This is a genomic window from Gracilibacillus boraciitolerans JCM 21714 (genome assembly GCF_000521485.1).
Taxonomy (GTDB): Bacteria; Bacillota; Bacilli; order Bacillales; family Amphibacillaceae; genus Gracilibacillus; species Gracilibacillus boraciitolerans.
Genome location: NZ_BAVS01000014.1, coordinates 70,370 through 85,898, shown reverse-complemented (window position 1 = coordinate 85,898; position 15,529 = coordinate 70,370). Strand labels below are relative to the sequence as shown.

The 15,529-nt window shown below is 37.1% G+C and carries 14 protein-coding genes, 3 pseudogenes and 1 riboswitch; of the genes and pseudogenes, 9 read left to right on the top strand and 8 right to left on the bottom strand.

Annotated elements, in window-relative coordinates:
• Positions 1-21: 21 nt before the first annotated feature.
• From JCM21714_RS10295 to JCM21714_RS10290, 3 genes are all read right to left on the bottom strand, one after another.
• A complete protein-coding gene (locus JCM21714_RS10295; RefSeq protein ID WP_035724003.1) occupies positions 22-561 on the bottom strand; it encodes a DUF3267 domain-containing protein in 540 nt (179 codons plus the stop codon).
• Positions 562-808: 247 nt separating this feature from the next.
• Complete coding sequence (locus tag JCM21714_RS19255) at positions 809-1,099, bottom strand: YtxH domain-containing protein (RefSeq protein WP_369403546.1); 291 nt, start codon at positions 1,097-1,099, stop codon at positions 809-811.
• An 88-nt stretch (positions 1,100-1,187) separates the two neighbouring features.
• Positions 1,188-1,607 carry an HIT family protein gene (locus JCM21714_RS10290; protein WP_035724001.1) on the bottom strand — a complete coding sequence of 140 codons (420 nt, stop codon included), beginning with the start codon at positions 1,605-1,607 and terminating at the stop codon, positions 1,188-1,190.
• Between the two features lie 473 nt (positions 1,608-2,080).
• On the opposite strand from JCM21714_RS10290, the pseudogene JCM21714_RS10285 reads away from it, so the two are divergent.
• Positions 2,081-2,826 (top strand): annotated as a pseudogene (locus JCM21714_RS10285) (ABC transporter ATP-binding protein).
• The gene (locus tag JCM21714_RS10280) at positions 2,819-4,036 is read left to right on the top strand and encodes an ABC transporter permease (protein WP_035723998.1); all 1,218 of its coding nucleotides are present in this window, start codon (positions 2,819-2,821) and stop codon (positions 4,034-4,036) included. The pseudogene JCM21714_RS10285 and the gene JCM21714_RS10280 overlap by 8 nt, the downstream one beginning before the upstream one ends.
• Before the next feature lie 154 nt (positions 4,037-4,190).
• Here JCM21714_RS10280 and JCM21714_RS10275 read toward each other — a convergent pair whose 3' ends face one another.
• Both JCM21714_RS10275 and JCM21714_RS10270 read right to left on the bottom strand, forming a co-directional pair.
• A complete protein-coding gene (locus tag JCM21714_RS10275; protein WP_035723995.1) occupies positions 4,191-5,360 on the bottom strand; it encodes a M20 family metallopeptidase in 1,170 nt (389 codons plus the stop codon).
• Positions 5,361-5,525: 165 nt separating this feature from the next.
• Positions 5,526-5,969 (bottom strand): ferritin-like domain-containing protein, encoded by a 444-nt coding sequence (locus JCM21714_RS10270; RefSeq protein WP_035724026.1) that lies wholly within the window; start codon positions 5,967-5,969, stop codon positions 5,526-5,528.
• 136 nt (positions 5,970-6,105) lie between these two features.
• Positions 6,106-6,205, top strand: a riboswitch (TPP riboswitch).
• Between the two features lie 86 nt (positions 6,206-6,291).
• Here JCM21714_RS10270 and tenI point away from each other — a divergent pair.
• The 7 genes and pseudogenes from tenI (at position 6,292) to JCM21714_RS10235 (ending at position 11,033) form a co-directional block, all read left to right on the top strand.
• Positions 6,292-6,912, top strand: coding sequence for a thiazole tautomerase TenI (gene tenI / locus JCM21714_RS10265; RefSeq protein WP_035723993.1), 621 nt, complete (start codon positions 6,292-6,294; stop codon positions 6,910-6,912).
• Positions 6,905-8,026: a glycine oxidase ThiO gene (gene thiO / locus JCM21714_RS10260; RefSeq protein WP_052000516.1), complete on the top strand. Its 1,122-nt coding sequence runs from the start codon at positions 6,905-6,907 to the stop codon at positions 8,024-8,026. Before tenI ends, thiO begins: the two co-directional genes overlap by 8 nt.
• 11 nt (positions 8,027-8,037) lie before the next feature.
• Entirely contained in the window at positions 8,038-8,241 is a 204-nt protein-coding gene (gene thiS, locus JCM21714_RS10255; RefSeq protein ID WP_035723987.1) for a sulfur carrier protein ThiS, read from the top strand.
• 3 nt (positions 8,242-8,244) lie between these two features.
• A pseudogene (locus tag JCM21714_RS10250) lies at positions 8,245-9,016 on the top strand (thiazole synthase).
• A 16-nt stretch (positions 9,017-9,032) separates the two neighbouring features.
• Entirely contained in the window at positions 9,033-10,028 is a 996-nt protein-coding gene (locus tag JCM21714_RS10245; protein WP_035724021.1) for a ThiF family adenylyltransferase, read from the top strand.
• A gap of 95 nt (positions 10,029-10,123) precedes the next feature.
• Complete coding sequence (locus JCM21714_RS10240) at positions 10,124-10,546, top strand: disulfide oxidoreductase (protein ID WP_035724017.1); 423 nt, start codon at positions 10,124-10,126, stop codon at positions 10,544-10,546.
• A gap of 1 nt (position 10,547) precedes the next feature.
• Positions 10,548-11,033, top strand: coding sequence for a thioredoxin family protein (locus tag JCM21714_RS10235; protein ID WP_035723986.1), 486 nt, complete (start codon positions 10,548-10,550; stop codon positions 11,031-11,033).
• A 100-nt stretch (positions 11,034-11,133) separates the two neighbouring features.
• On the opposite strand, the gene JCM21714_RS10230 is transcribed toward JCM21714_RS10235, so the two are convergent.
• From JCM21714_RS10230 to JCM21714_RS10220, 3 genes and pseudogenes are all read right to left on the bottom strand, one after another.
• On the bottom strand, positions 11,134-13,710 hold the full coding sequence (locus JCM21714_RS10230) for an ABC transporter permease (protein ID WP_035723984.1): 2,577 nt from the start codon (positions 13,708-13,710) through the stop codon (positions 11,134-11,136).
• Positions 13,707-14,393 (bottom strand): ABC transporter ATP-binding protein, encoded by a 687-nt coding sequence (locus JCM21714_RS10225; RefSeq protein ID WP_035723983.1) that lies wholly within the window; start codon positions 14,391-14,393, stop codon positions 13,707-13,709. The genes JCM21714_RS10230 and JCM21714_RS10225 overlap by 4 nt, the downstream gene beginning before the upstream one ends.
• A gap of 131 nt (positions 14,394-14,524) precedes the next feature.
• Positions 14,525-15,512 (bottom strand): annotated as a pseudogene (locus JCM21714_RS10220) (sensor histidine kinase).
• Between the last annotated feature and the right edge of the window lie 17 nt (positions 15,513-15,529).

Here is a 15,529-nt window from a genome sequence, read left to right as displayed (position 1 = left end):
ACGTTGCTTTTTTCCCAGCCTCTATCGGGAAATCAGAATATCATATCCCTTTTCATCGTTGGATATGACACATTTTTTAGGTGCCTTCCAAAGCTGACGAATGTAGAGAAAGTCAATAAAGGATAAGCTTAGATTAATTGCCCCTCCTAATAAAAAGTAAGGATAATAGGCAGCTAAGAAAAAACTTCCTATAACACACGGAATGGTGATGACAATCGTTGGTAATAATAATGCAATTAATAGAACAGGTTTTGTTGTATGGGAATGTTCACACAAGTTAAAATTAGGGAATATTTTCTTTTCCCATTTCCATTTTAATTTAATATTTTTATTTAAACATTTTAAAGGTATAATTCGTATGATTTTATGCATTAATGGCAAAATCGCTAATCCTATTGTCAGCGGAATTAATCCATGATCCTTTACCATGATCTCTTTATGTATTAATGAGAATGGTAAATACAATAAAATAAATGATAACAGTCCAAATAAGAAAGAAAGAATTATACTGCGATAATGGCCAAGTTGTTTGTTAATGTTTATGGAATCCCAACAGTTCAAAGGATCACCCCTTATTATAAAGTGAGTGTTTCAAAGTAACACTTCATGACTATAGTATGTTTTGCAATAAAAATCAATAGGTATTCGGTAAATAAATTAAGTAAGCGATTGCACTATTGATTAATGATTATTTTGTTTTGATCAATTAAAAAAAGAGCTGACATTTGCCAACTCTTTTTGCTTTATTATTGATCCGTTTGTGACTTTGTTTTTTCTTCTAATTCTTTTAAACTTTCTTCAATTTGCGTCAGGTATTTCTGAATATTCTTTTGATGGGGGGTTCTACGGTTTTTTTCCAAGATTCGATTGATTCTTTAATATCGGTTGAAAGTTCTTTTATTAACGCTGCACCTTCCTTGGATGTTTTAGTGATTTGTTCTTTAAGATCTACACCTTCAGTTCTAAGATTGCTTACATAGCGAACGGCTTCATTACTTTTTGTTTTGACATCTGTTCTTAATTCCTTACCTGCCTTCGGTGTGCTTAATAGGGTGGCAACAGCGCTTACGGCTCCCCCCCTGCAAGCAAACCGATTAATAATGATTTACTGTTGATCATTCCGAACACTCCTTTCATATATATACCATTCTCTTTTTTTACGACAATCAAACCCATTTTTTATTAAATTATATATTATTTTTGATTGCCGATGCAACTTCTGCTAAATCATATTGATCTTCGTGTGTTTCCCATTTTGCACGAAATCCATCTTCTTGATCATATCTTGGAATTAGATGAAGGTGTAAATGAAAAACCGATTGTCCAGCGGCTTCTTCGTTATTACTAAGTATATTAATACCAATTGGCTGAAATGTTTCTTTTATTGCGTTTGCAATTTTAGGGACACGAGCGAAGAGCTTTGAGGCAATTGTCTCGTCTGTTTCGTAAATGTTTTTCGTGTGCTGTTTAGGGATAACTAGTGTATGACCTTTAGTAACCTGACTGAGATCAAGAAAGGCATACACATCATCATCTTCATATACTATTGCAGAGGGTATTTCTCCATTTTTTATTTTGCAAAAGATACAATCTGAATTGGTGGTCATATGTATCGCTCCTTTGAAATAATTTATTAATTATATTATACATTATTTTAAGTCAGCTTTAAAATGCTACACATAAAAAATAGCAGAAGTGCTGTAAAACGATAACTCGTTCTACAACACTGCCTGCTTGAAGGGACAAGGTTTTCCTTCATCTCAAGAAACGGGGAAGATTCTTGTGAGAAAAAGGTCGTGATAACAACAAATAAAACAATTGATGATCGATTTATTCAACCATTGTATACAAAACATTTGAAAGGATTGGTACTACTTAAGTGGCAGTTAAAATACTTCTCTTTACTGCGTACATGCAAAGGCTCACGCCAGCTTAAATCCAAGCTTTTTTATTGCGACCTTGCCCCCTTCATGATATAGTTTGTTCAATAACATTTTCTTTATACAAAGAAAATTTGGTATAATCGATAATATTAAGTAATAACTTTTGGATTAGTTCTATAAAGAAGGGACGTTAGTAGATGGAACCTTTATTACATATTAAAAATTTAGAAGGTGGTTATACGCATAAGAATGTGCTCCATGGTATATCCTTTGACGTCAAACCAAAAGAAATTGTAGGGTTAATTGGATTAAATGGAGCCGGGAAAAGTACCACAATTAAACATGTAATTGGACTGATGCAAGCGAAGAATGGTGAAGTTTCAATTAAAGGTAAATCGTTTCAGCAATCTCCTGAAAACTATCGACACTATTTCTCTTATATTCCAGAAATGCCTGTGTTATATGATGAATTAACATTAGAGGAACATTTGCGTTTAACAGCAATGGCATATCAAATATCAGAAAATGATTTTCAGGCACGCGTACATCCATTATTAAAGGAGTTCAGACTGGAAAACAAGATGAAGTGGTTTCCTATTCATTTTTCGAAAGGAATGAGACAGAAGGTGATGATTATGTGTGCCTTCTTAGTGGAGCCTGACTTATATATTGTCGATGAACCATTTGTCGGTTAGATCCTCTTGGTATTCAGTCTTATTTACAATTGATGAATCAGATGAAGGAGCAAGGTGCTGGCGTATTGATGTCCACTCATATTTTAGCGACAGCGGAGCGTTATTGTGATCGTTTTGTCATTTTACATGATGGTGAGATTAGAGCACAAGGCACATTAGAGGAATTAAGAAAGGCCTTTGATCGTCCACAGGCAACGTTGGATGATTTATATATCCAGTTGACGAAAGAAGCCGATCAATATGCTTAATGCTCATAATTTGTTTAAGGATCGGTTAGTTGGCCACTTAAAAGAATTAAATCGCTATTTACGCTATATTGTAACTGGACATATCGTTATTGCAATGGTATTCATCGTGTCAGCAATGTCTGTTTATTATCAGCAGTTTTTGGAAGATATTCCAAGTTATTTTCCGTCAGCATGGGTTATTTCGTTGGTATTAGGCGTAGTAACGACACATAGTCCGATCCAAACAATGTTAAAAAAGGCGGATATCGTTTTTTTAATACCTGCTGAGCATCTGTTACAAGGCTATTTTATTCGTACTTTAGTATATAGCTACGTTGCACAAATTTATTTGTTTATCTTAGCGATTGTCGCAGTAGCTCCTCTATACGCAGCAGCATTTGCTAATCAGGAAACACCTGCATATGGGTTATTGTTTATCATATTAATCATTATCAAGGCATGGAGTCTGGTAGCAAACTGGTGGATGCTCCGCGTCAGGGATAGTTCTACACGTTTGTTGGATAAAGGCGTTCGTTTTGCTTTAATTGTTACGCTTATTTATTTTTTTATTGGTCAAGAGATGATTTTCTTAGCTACTGTAAGCCTTTTGCTGATTGTTCTTTTTGCGACGAATTACCGAATAGCTACTAAACAAAAGGCGTTAAATTGGGACTTGCTGATTGAGAGTGATTATATGCGGATGCGCTCCTTTTACCGTTTAGCGAACATGTTCACCGAAGTACCACACTTAGAAATACCGGTGAAGAAAAGACATTGGTTGGCACGCTTATTAACAAAAGGAATCCCTTTTAATCAAGATCATGCCTATCCATATCTGTATCGTTTAACAACTGTAAGAAGTGGAGAATATTTAGGTATTTATTTTAGATTGATCATTATAGGAGGATTGCTGATATATTTTGTACCTAATCAGTGGTTAAAGCTTATCTTCGCATTGTTATTTATCTATATGATTTTCCTGCAATTGATCCCATTATGGAAACATCATACCACAATCGTCTGGTTAGATTTATATCCAATCGTAGAAAAAGTCAGAAAGCAAGCTTTTATGAAATGGATGAAACAATTAATTGCAGTTGTTGCGATAATATTTACGCTGTTTCTGTTTGTGATTGAAGAGCTGATGATTGGTATATTAATGGGTATTAGCAGTTTGTTTTTTGTGATGATTTTCATTCCTGCTTATCTTAATAAAAAGCTGGCTGTTTAAGTGATGACTTAATATAAAGAACAAAATAAGCTGTGATAATAATAAAGTGTCCTTCATTAGGCAGATGAAGCACAAAAAATGAGTAAAACGAGAAAAATTGTCTTTCATTCAGTAAAAAGCGTGGTTTCTACATGATAGAAACCACGCTTTCATGTTAATTGTTTATATTTAAAGTTGCAGTTATTAACGTTTTTGCAGCAATTTTCATGGCGCGTTCATCAAAATCGAATAATGGATGATGATGGGGGGGAACAAAACCATTTTCAATTTGAGCACCTGTGAAGAAAAAGGCACCAGGCTTCTCCTGTACATAATAGGCAAAATCTTCTCCCGTCATACTTGGTTGGATCATTTCTGCTTTTTTAACACCATCCACAGAAGAGGCAGCTTTAATAATTCGCTCAGCATGTTCAGGATGGTTTACTAAAGGCTGATATCCTTTTGCATAGTCAAAATGGTAATCAACATCATATGAGATCGCGGTTCCTTTAATGATTCTTGTCATCTCATCGATAATAAATTGCTGAATGTTTTCATTAAATGTCCGCACTGTCCCTTCAATTGTAGCGGTATCAGGTATGACATTATAGGCGTTGCCGGCATGGAAGGAGCCAATGGAAAGCACAGCCGTTTCTATTGGATCAATTTTTCTGCTGATAATCTGCTGTAAGTTTGTCACCAGTTGTGAGCCGATCACAATTGGATCTTTGGTTTGGTGCGGGATGCCACCATGCCCACCTTTTCCTTGAATCATAATTGTGAATTTATCGGCAGCAGCCATGAAATTACCTGGTGCAGTTTGGACCAAGCCATATGGAGTGTTTGTCCATAGATGGGTACCATATACTACATCGACATTCTCCAATACGCCATCTTTAATCATTGGTTTCGCACCACCTGGAGCAACTTCCTCCGCATGCTGGTGAATAAAGACAACAGATCCAGCTAAATCATGCTGATATTTTTTTAAGACCTTGGCAACTGCAAGTAATGTCGTAGTATGACCATCATGGGCACAGGCATGCATCACGCCATCATTAAGGGATTTATATGCGACATCCTTCTCATCCTGAATCGGTAGTCCATCAAAATCAGCTCTTAATGCTACCGTTTTACCTGGTTTCGCACCTTGTAATGTTGCGACAACCCCATTACCTCCGACATTGGCTTGAAAAGGGATATCTAATAATTTATATTGTTCTTGTATAAATTCAGCAGTTTTAACTTCATGAAAGGAAAGTTCCGGATATTGATGTAAGTAGCGACGCATCTCCACCATTTCGTCATATAGACTGTCAATTTCTTCGAATAATTTAGCTTGCATTTGGATCACCCCTAAATAATTTCTTTTCATTATATCACAGACTGAATATTTTCCCGACCAAAACAAAAACAGCTTCCAATTTATCGGAAGCTGTTTTATCTATTTATAAGGGGGGGAGGGGGGGTTAGTATATTTATTGACACTATCTTACTTAAAAATCACGTTTTATTGAAAGCTATCGTCTGTCAATAATCGTTGTAATTCTTCTTTATGTTTCGTTTCATCTGCTATCATATCTTCAAGCTGAACAACAAGTTCGGTAAGTCCTAATTCAGCTGCTTGTTGTTTTCTTGTTTCGTAGCGATCAATCGTTTCTTTTTCAGCTTTAAATGATGTCTGTAACATTTCTTTTACATCTGTTAATTGTTCTACTTTCGCTGGTGTCGTGGTTGGTGTGCCACCTAATGTTTTAATTTTATCGGATAGATATAATGCATGTCCGATTTCATCGGTTATTTCATCTTCAAAGAAGGGTTTTAAAAGAGAGCGATATAAACCAGAAACAACCGATGCATTATACGTATACATGATTGTTGCTGCATATTCATTAGCTAAGTCAACGTTTAATCCATCAAGTAATTCTTGTAATTTTTTTTGATCTTGTGCCATTTCTACAACATCCTTTCGGTATAGTGTTTCCATTATATGTCTACCCTTATTCATAAAAAATAAACATTAAAATATTTTTTTTTACTATTGGCTAGTTCCTGATAGTATGTTATTCTTTTCCTGTAAACTAAATATGATAGAACACTAGGGGAGCTTTAAATAGCTGAGACGAATCATTCGGACCCTTTGAACCTGAACTGGTTAATACTAGCGGAGGGAAGTGGTGTGAAGGCGAATTATCTTGCTTTTTATCAATGCCACTTGTCCATGTTGGATGAGTGGCATTTTTGCTTCCCTTAAAATGTAAGGAGAGATAGATGGAATGGAAGGAATACATCTTATTACCAATGGAAGATTGACGACAGAAGAGTTGAAAAAGATACCTTTCTTGCAATCAGAGCTAGATTATATTCATATTCGCGAAAAAAACAAAACTGCTCAAGAATTACAATCGATCCTGTCTTTTTTGAAAGAAAATGAAGTGTCGAAGAAGAAACTAATTATTAATGATAGAGTCGACCTTGCTGTTTTGAATCATTGCCATGGTGTTCAACTTGCTTATCATAGTTTATCCGTCAAAGCTGTCAAAAATTCATTTCCCAAGCTTACTATTGGAAAATCCGTACATTCATTAGAAGAAGCGATTCAAGCGGAAAAAGAAGGAGCAACCTTTCTTATCTTTGGCCATGTTTTCGCTAGTTTATCTAAGATAGGCTTACCCTCCCGAGGTCTTAATTCCTTACAGAAGATCACACAATCCGTCTCGCTTCCGACAATTGCAATCGGTGGAATCACACCCCCCCAAAGGACTCGAGCTGTATTAGAGGCGGGAGCTAGTGGGATTGCGATCATGTCAGGTATTTGGAATGCGAAAGATTCGTCGGAAGCTTTAAAAAGCTACCGTGATGTGTTCAATGATTGGAAGGAGGGAGGAGTTGTCTAATCAATTTGATCAAATCATTGTAGGTGGCGGCATAATCGGGGTCTCTATTGCCTATCAATTAAGCAAAAGAGGGTATCAAGTATTATTGCTGGAGGCAAAGGAAATTGGTGCCGAAGCTTCCAGTGCTGCAGCTGGAATGTTAGGTGTCCAGGTGGAGTTCAAAGAAGATTCGCCAATGTTTCAATTTGCAAAAGAAAGCCGTTCCCTGTATCCGAAATTGGCGATCGATTTATACAGTGAAAGTGGTATAGATATTCAATTCGAGGAAAAAGGAGCCTTCAAGCTTATCTACCGGGAAGAAGAAAAAGATCAATTAAAGGCTATTCAAGTATTTCAACATCAAAATGGAGTGGAAGCGCATATCGTGTCGCCACAGGAGATGGGTGAAAAGGAAATTGCGAAGGACTTCTATCAGGCGCTTGAGTGTCCGAATGAAGGACAAGTATCTGCACCACACTTAACCAAGGCATTCGCAAAGGCTGCGGAACACTATGGTGCTAAAATAATCGAACAAACTGAAGTACAGCAATTAGTGATAATGAACAATAAAGTAATGGGAGTTAAAACCAGTAATCAATGTTTCAATGCGGAGCAAGTGATTATAGCTTGTGGATTTAGGTGTTCAGCCTTTGAAAAATACCTACCATCTTTAAAAGTAATACCTGTAAAAGGAGAATGTATCTCGGTTATAACTGAAAAACCACTGATTCAATCGACTATATTTACCGAATCGTGCTACCTCGTTCCTAAGCAGGGAAACAGAATCATTATTGGGGGGGCAACTTCCAAGCCGTATCAGTCCGACAAGCAAGTGAATGTAGAAAGTATATTATATTTACTGAACAGTGCGAAGAAGGTATTACCTAACATAAGCGAGGCTTCAATAGAAAAGATATGGGCGGGAGTAAGACCATTATCCGGTGATGGTTATCCATATTTAGGAGAATCGTCAGCCATATCTGGACTTTTTATCGCTACAGGTCATTATCGCAATGGTATTTTATTAGCACCAAATACGTCCATATTTATGGCAGATCTTATTGAAGGAAAAACAGTTGAGCCTAATTATGTGGAAGCATTTTCGTTAAGCAGAACCTATCAAATTTCTGGTTAGGAGCGATAAGTATGAAAATTAGGGTGAATGGGGAAGGTGTGCAGCTGAAACAACCAATACAAACAGTGGAGGAGTTGTTGCACCATTTAAATTTAGAGAAGAAATCTCTCATTATCGAACATAATCATATAATTTTGAAAAAAGATCAGCACAGAGAGTCACAGGTATCAGACGGTGACCAATTTGAAATTGTCCATTTTGTTGGAGGAGGATGAATCATGTTAACGATAGGGGATAAAAAATTTCAATCACGTTTATTTTTAGGCACTGGAAAATATCCAAATTATGATATCCAGAAAAAAGCGGTAGATCGCTCGGGAACGGAAGTGCTTACGTTTGCCGTAAGACGTATGAATATTTTCGATGCAGAACAACCCGACTTTTTAGAAAAAATAGATCTAAATAAATATCACTTTTTACCGAATACAGCAGGAGCTAAAAATGCAGAGGAAGCTGTTAGAATTGCTAAGTTAGCGCATGCCTCAGGTCTTTGTGACATGGTAAAGGTAGAGATAATTGGTTGTTCTAAAACACTGTTGCCTGATCCAGTCGAAACTTTAAAAGCAACAGAAATATTATTAGCAGAAGGCTTTACCGTTTTGCCGTATACATCAGATGATGTGGTGCTTGCAAGAAAATTAGAAGAATTAGGTGCACATGCCATTATGCCAGGCGCTTCTCCGATAGGATCCGGTCAGGGAATTATTAACCCACTAAACCTGAAATTTATTATTGAACAAGCGCAAGTGCCTGTTATTGTTGATGCAGGGATTGGTTCTCCGAAAGACGCTGCATATGCGATGGAGCTGGGGGGCGGATGGTGTATTATTAAACACAGCGGTATCTGGAGCAAAAGATCCAGTCCAGATGGCAGAAGCGATGAAGCTAGCTATTGAAGCTGGCCGATTAGGTTATTTAGCAGGAAGAATCGATAAAAAAACATATGCGGTACCGAGTAGTCCAAAGGATGGAATAAGTGTTGTCGGATAATCGTTATCACAGACAGATGTTGTTCGAACCCATTGGGGAAGCAGGTCAGAGGAGTATACAAGAAAGCCACGTATTGATTATTGGAGTAGGCGCTCTTGGTTCCAGTAGTTCGGAAATGCTTGTAAGAGCAGGTGTAGGCAAGATCACCCTAATGGATCGGGATTACGTAGAAGAAAGCAACCTGCAACGTCAACAGTTATTTTCTGAGGAAGATGTCAAAAACCAAACACCAAAAGTAATAGCTGCCAAAAATAGATTACAGGCGATTAATAGTCATACAATAATTGAAGCGAAAGTTATCGACGTTGGAGTGGAAGAATTAGATTCAATTGCAGAAGAAGTAGATGTTATTATCGATGCAACGGACAATTTCGATACAAGACTGATTATTAATGATATTTGTCAAAAATATCGTAAGCCTTGGGTTTATGGTGCCTGTGTGGCGAGTTATGGTGTGACCTTTACGGTGTTACCGGATGAGACACCATGTTTGCAATGTTTGATGGATCATATTCCAAATGATGGTGCTACCTGTGATACAGTCGGTATAATAAGTCCAGCAGTACAAATGGTGGTTGCCCATCAAGTAACAGAGGTAATCAAGCTGTTGACGGATAACCAGGATGCCTTATCTGGTAAATTGATAGCTTTTGATTTATGGAAAAATCAACAAATGGAATTGAAGGTAGCGACATTGAAAGATGAAAACTGTCCATCCTGTTCTCAAGCTAAGTATCCTAATTTGGAATATCAAGCACAAGTCAAAACGGCTGTTTTATGTGGCCGCAATACCGTTCAAATAAGAGCAGGTACTCAAAAAAACTTTCATTTTATTCAATTTAAAGAACACTTAAAAGATTTAAATCTAACTAATTTCTTCAGCAATCCTTATCTTGTATCTTTTGAAATCGATCCGTTTAGAATCGTAGTTTTTAAGGATGGTCGTACATTAATACATGGAACAAAAAATCCCCAGGAAGCCAAAAAATTATACTATCGATTTGTAGGTTGAAGCAGTTTTTAAAACTGCTTCTTTTTTTCACAAATCATTCATTTGTTTTTATAAGTAGTCAATGTATAATAAATGGGAGAGGAGAGAGGGATAATATGGACAAGAAAAGAGAAACGGTATTTTTTATCATTTGGGCCCAGAGCTTGGTTGCGATGATGGGGAGTTTATTTTACTCAGAAATCATGAGATACATACCATGTGAATTATGCTGGTATCAACGGATCTTAATGTACCCGCTTGTTGTCATATATGGGTATGCATTATATAAAAAAGACATACGTTTTGGATTTCCTGGACTCATTTTAAGCGGAATAGGAATTTTAGTTTCCTCGTATCATTACCTAATTCAAAAAGTTCCCAGCTTACAAAGTAGTGGCGATAGTTGTGGAGTAATACCCTGCAACACGACGTATGTAGATTTTTTGGGTTTTATTACTATTCCGTTTCAGGCATTGATTGCTTTTCTTGTTATTTTCAGCCTTCATCTTTATTTAATTGTTCAGCAGAGGAGAGTTTAATATGAAAAAAATGATTATATTTATACTAGTGCTCGTAATAATATTCGGAGGACTAATCGCTATCGTCAATTATCAGAATTCTAAGCAATTAGATGGTGTTGATAACCCCCCCTATGGCAAAAGTGAACTGGACCAGGCTACCATCGATCAATTAGATGAAGAGATTTATCAAAATCAGATATTACCCGAGGATTTAGCAAATAAATTGGCAAACGGAGAAGACGTCACCGTTTATTTTTATAGCCCAACATGTGTACATTGTCAAAGGACAACACCAGAGGTTGTTCCAGTCGCGGAAGAATATGGTGTCGATTTAGTGAAAATGAATTTATTAGAATTTGAAGAACAATGGAATGTATACAATATTGAAGCAACACCGACCATTGTTCACTTTGAGGATGGAAAAGAATCTGCAAGGATTGTGGGAGAACAACCACAGGACAATTTCGAAAGCTTCTTCGGTACGGAAGTATTAGGTAATGAATAGGAAACAAAAAAGACTGAACGCATAAAAATGCGTATCAGTCTTTTTGTTATAAGTTAAAAAGTTATATAACCCTTGCCATTATCTGTGCAAACCATATATGTTAAATATTCTCCTGCTTCAATCCTTCAATAATGTTTTCCTTCCTGATCTTCGAAACCGAATAGAGCATCGCGGAACTGACGATGATGAATATTGCAATGATGACAAAGAAGATATCCAGCCAGGGCATCGTGAATCCATATTCGAACGTTTCTCTCATGGCCAAATAAAGCAGGTACATGATGGAGAAACTGATTGGCAGGCCAATAATCAGAGAATTTAATCCGTAGAATATGCTTTCGTAGTGGATCATCTTGTTAAACCCTTTAGGTGTCATCCCTACCGATTTCAGCATAGCAAATTCGCGCTTTCTTAATGTGATACTGGTTGATATCGTATTGAAGATATTGGCAATCGAGATCAATGAAATTAACGCAATAAATCCATAGGTAAAGACAGACATGAACAAAATAAGCTGTTTTTCACGTTGTTGCTCTTGATAAATATTATAGATAGACATTGAAGAAGGTAGCGCCTTTTCAAGTATTTCCTGAGTTTTTATTGGATCAGTACTATTCAAATACAAGTTGGCGTCCACTTCATTAACAGCTTCAGTATTATCGACGACACTGTTAAAGATATCCAAAGGAACAATTACGTCAATTCCTCCTAAACCTGAAGCATAGATGCCCATGGGTACTTCGTCTGTTAACGAACCAATAGTGATATCCAATAAAGAAACGGTTTTATTTGTTGCATAGTTTGTGTAAAGCAGTGACAGTTTTTCTCCTGGATCGGTATGAAGGGAAACCGTTTCTATAAATTTGGAAGATTCAATATCCTTATAAGATATGTGCTCGATGATGATAGCGGTTGGTTCCTCGGTATTTATATAATTATCGCCATCAACTCCTGCTTTGTTGGCATAAGTTTGAAAGCTGGTGTTGTCCATGCCGTATAAGTTTACGTAGTATTGATATTTTCCGTTTTCAAGTTCGATGTTATCTTTGTTGATCAGATCTTTAAGCTCCTCGGGAAGTTTTGTCTCTTCTATCAGGGATGTGACCTGTAGTCTCTTTTGAATACTGTAACTAGTAACTTGATCCGTGTCAGTTAATCGCTCTAACTCCTTTATGTCACCGTTGACGGCAATATCATAATTAACTCCTGCTTGTGATATTTTAGCAGATCTTTCAATAATTTCTGTAAAAAACGAGACAGATAAAAAGAGAATGATACTGATGATAAGAGAAAATAATGTTGCGTAGTACCTCTTTCTGTTCCTTTTCATATTTTTCAGACCAATTTCAGCTTCCAATCCAAAAAGTTTACGCACTATTTTTGACGTTTTTACTTTCTTTCGGGATAACTTAATGTCCTGTGTTTGACGGATGGCATCTATCGCTGAGATCCTCGATGCCTTTCGTGCTGGAATATAAGTAGAAATGAAAATCGTCACGATGGAAATGATACACGATACTAGAATAGATAGCGGTGTAATGACAACCTGAAGCTTTTCAGTCGTACCTAATGCATCTTTGATAAAGGAGTTAAGAATCAGAAAGGTCACACCAATACCAGCAATACCGGAGATGACACCAGTCGGAACACTGATTAGTCCAATGACTGCACCTTCAAAGAAGACAGAATTACGTTTTTGTTTTTTAGTTGCTCCAACACTGGAAAGCATCCCTAAGTGACGCGATCGTTCAGAAACGCTGATAGCAAATGCATTATATATTAACGAGACAGAGCCAATGATGATGACAGCCACTATAATGCCTGTAAGTGAGAAAAATGTAAAAAACAAGTTGATATTAGTGGTCACTCCATAGTATCGTAATAATTCTTTGTTAAAGGTTACCATTTCAATATTATGATCATCTGCTAAATTATGTGCGCTTTTCAATAGTGATATTTTTACGTCCTTGACGGTTACCACAGCGTTGACAGTGTCCGAGGAGTCTAATAAATTCTTGTCAATATAGCTGATTATGGTATAACCAGGTGACCACATCGGTTCCCAGGATGGTCGCTTCATAATGCCAACGACCGTAAAGGTCTCTGTGGACTCGAGTCGCAGTTCTTCAGAAACACCATCTTCCTCTCTTTGAAGTGGATCATTCTGTCCTAAAGCGTCGGGTGAGCCTTCGATATAACGATTTCCTATCTTCAGGGTTATTTGGTCACCAATCTTATACTGAATACCTGTATCTTTTGCTAAGTGTTCTGGCAGGAGCACTTCATTTTCCGCAGCAGGAAAACGACCTTTGCTCAATACAATTGGAAATTGCTTGAATCCCTGCTGATTGTATTCTTTGATGAATAAGAAAGGTTTGTTTTCTTTATCCGCACCTTCTAATTTTGAATAACCCAGGTCATTGGAAAGAATCAACTTATCGGTGTTTTTATCTTTAGCAATAGCTTCCAATTGATTAAGGTTGACATTTTTGTATTGCACATGCCATTCCCCATCCATTGCGATGGTTTGTCTTTTCATTAAGTCGAGAAACGATACAGCTAATGTTGCAACAGCGGTAAGCATCGCAACAGAAATAATAACACCGATGATAGTAACTAAAGTTCTTCGCTTATTTTTCTTCATATGCCGTATCGTCAGTTTATTGATGATGTTCATGGACGAATCACCTCGTCCTTACTAATCCTGCCATCATTAACTTCGATCACACGATCAGCTTGTAAGGCAATCCGCTCATCATGGGTAATGACGATCAGCGTTTGGTTATAGGTTTTGTTGAACATTTTTAACAGTTCAATAATCTCGCCGCTATTCTTACTGTCAAGGTTGCCTGTCGGCTCATCTGCCAGTATGATAGCAGGATTACTGATCAAGGCCCTGCCAATGGACACACGCTGCTGCTGACCACCGGAAAGCTGATTTGGCAGGTGATTCAATCGATCGTTGAGACCGAGTATAGAAACAATATCTTTAAATTGCTTCTTATCAACTCTGTGTTGATCTAATAGCATCGGTAATGTGATATTTTCTTCTACTGTCAAAATTGGAATAAGATTATAGAACTGATAAATCAGCCCAATCTGCCTTCTTCTGAAAATCGCCAGTTGTGTCTCGTTTAACTCATAAATATCCGTGTTATCAATTAGAATCTTGCCACTTGATGGACGATCAACACCGCCTAGCAGATGAAGCAGGGTGGATTTCCCGGATCCTGATGGTCCAATGATCGCTATGAATTCCCCCCCTTTTTTCACAGAGAAAGATATATTATCCAGTGCCTTAACCGCCGTTTCTCCTTCACCATAAATCTTAGACAGATTTTCTATTTGTAAAATATCCATTGTAAAACCTCCAATATATTCGATATTGAATCTAGTATATCTGCCTAATATGACTGTAAAGTGACTAGAAAAGTGATAATTTATTCACTTAGAGGGTGAAATAACTTTCTGATTTAGAAGGTTTGCTAAACTCAGTTGCTATTTGCTGTCCTTTTGTAAAATTTGATGATAAATTCTGTTCCATTTCCTTTATCGCTTTTGACATCGATATTTCCGTGCTGCGAGGTGATGATACTGTATGCCATCGCAAGACCGATTCCAACGCTGTCTTCTCCTGCATTTTTCCCTTTATAAAAACGCCGGAATATATAGGGAATATCCTCCTTGTCGATCCCTTTTCCGTTATCCTTGATACAAATTTTTGTAAAAAGTGGATTTTCCTCGTAATGGATTGAAATTTCCCCCCCTTTAACCGGTGTATGCTCCACACAATTCTTTAAGATGTTAATCATAGCTTCAGCTGTCCAATGAAAATCACCGGTAAATGACACGGAGTCTTCGCCACTTACAATGAAAGCCTGCTCCTTAATATCCATTGGAATCAGAACGGGTTGAACCGCACGTTGAATCACCTCGTTAATATGTACTTTGTTGCTTTTAAAATTAACAGTACCAGCGTCAATTTTAGACAATTTTAATAAAGAGGAAACCAGCCAGTCGATTCTTTCTAATTGAACACGAATATTCTGAGTGAATTCTACACGTTTTGACTCTTCCAGTTTTTTATCGCTTAATAGATCGGCCATCATCATCATGGAGGTTAGGGGGTGTTTTGAGCTGATGGGATATATCTGAAATAGCGTTGGTTAACTGATGTTTGTCCTCTTCCAATAGCGACCGTTGCTCGGAAAGCATTAATGTCACCTTATATATGTCACTTTTTAAAATGCTCAGTTCTCCCTCATGGTTATCACGCAGATCAAGCTCGTAATCACCGCTGGAAATCTTTCTTAAGTATTCTGAGAGCTTTTCGATTTCCTTATATCGCCATCTCGTGAAAATTAGACTGCTAATGATGAGGAAGATAGAAGTAATCCATACAAATAAAGCAGTAAGACCTGAAAAAAGAACTGCTGCCAGGATGGTTGCTGCTGCACTAATGAAAACTAGCAGTATCATTAACTTTTGAATTTCGG

Bases quoted from the DNA above. Each gene is read 5' to 3' on its own strand.
- JCM21714_RS10290 (WP_035724001.1), bottom strand. From the start codon at position 1,607: ATGACCACCAATTCAGATTGTATCTTTTGCAAAATAAAAAATGGAGAA.
- JCM21714_RS10280 (WP_035723998.1), top strand. From the start codon at position 2,819: ATGCTTAATGCTCATAATTTGTTTAAGGATCGGTTAGTTGGCCACTTA.
- JCM21714_RS10275 (WP_035723995.1), bottom strand. From the start codon at position 5,360: ATGCAAGCTAAATTATTCGAAGAAATTGACAGTCTATATGACGAAATG.
- JCM21714_RS10270 (WP_035724026.1), bottom strand. From the start codon at position 5,969: ATGGCACAAGATCAAAAAAAATTACAAGAATTACTTGATGGATTAAAC.
- tenI (WP_035723993.1), top strand. From the start codon at position 6,292: ATGGAAGGAATACATCTTATTACCAATGGAAGATTGACGACAGAAGAG.
- thiS (WP_035723987.1), top strand. From the start codon at position 8,038: ATGAAAATTAGGGTGAATGGGGAAGGTGTGCAGCTGAAACAACCAATA.
- JCM21714_RS10245 (WP_035724021.1), top strand. From the start codon at position 9,033: ATGTTGTTCGAACCCATTGGGGAAGCAGGTCAGAGGAGTATACAAGAA.
- JCM21714_RS10240 (WP_035724017.1), top strand. From the start codon at position 10,124: ATGGACAAGAAAAGAGAAACGGTATTTTTTATCATTTGGGCCCAGAGC.
- JCM21714_RS10235 (WP_035723986.1), top strand. From the start codon at position 10,548: ATGAAAAAAATGATTATATTTATACTAGTGCTCGTAATAATATTCGGA.
- JCM21714_RS10230 (WP_035723984.1), bottom strand. From the start codon at position 13,710: ATGAACATCATCAATAAACTGACGATACGGCATATGAAGAAAAATAAG.
- JCM21714_RS10225 (WP_035723983.1), bottom strand. From the start codon at position 14,393: ATGGATATTTTACAAATAGAAAATCTGTCTAAGATTTATGGTGAAGGA.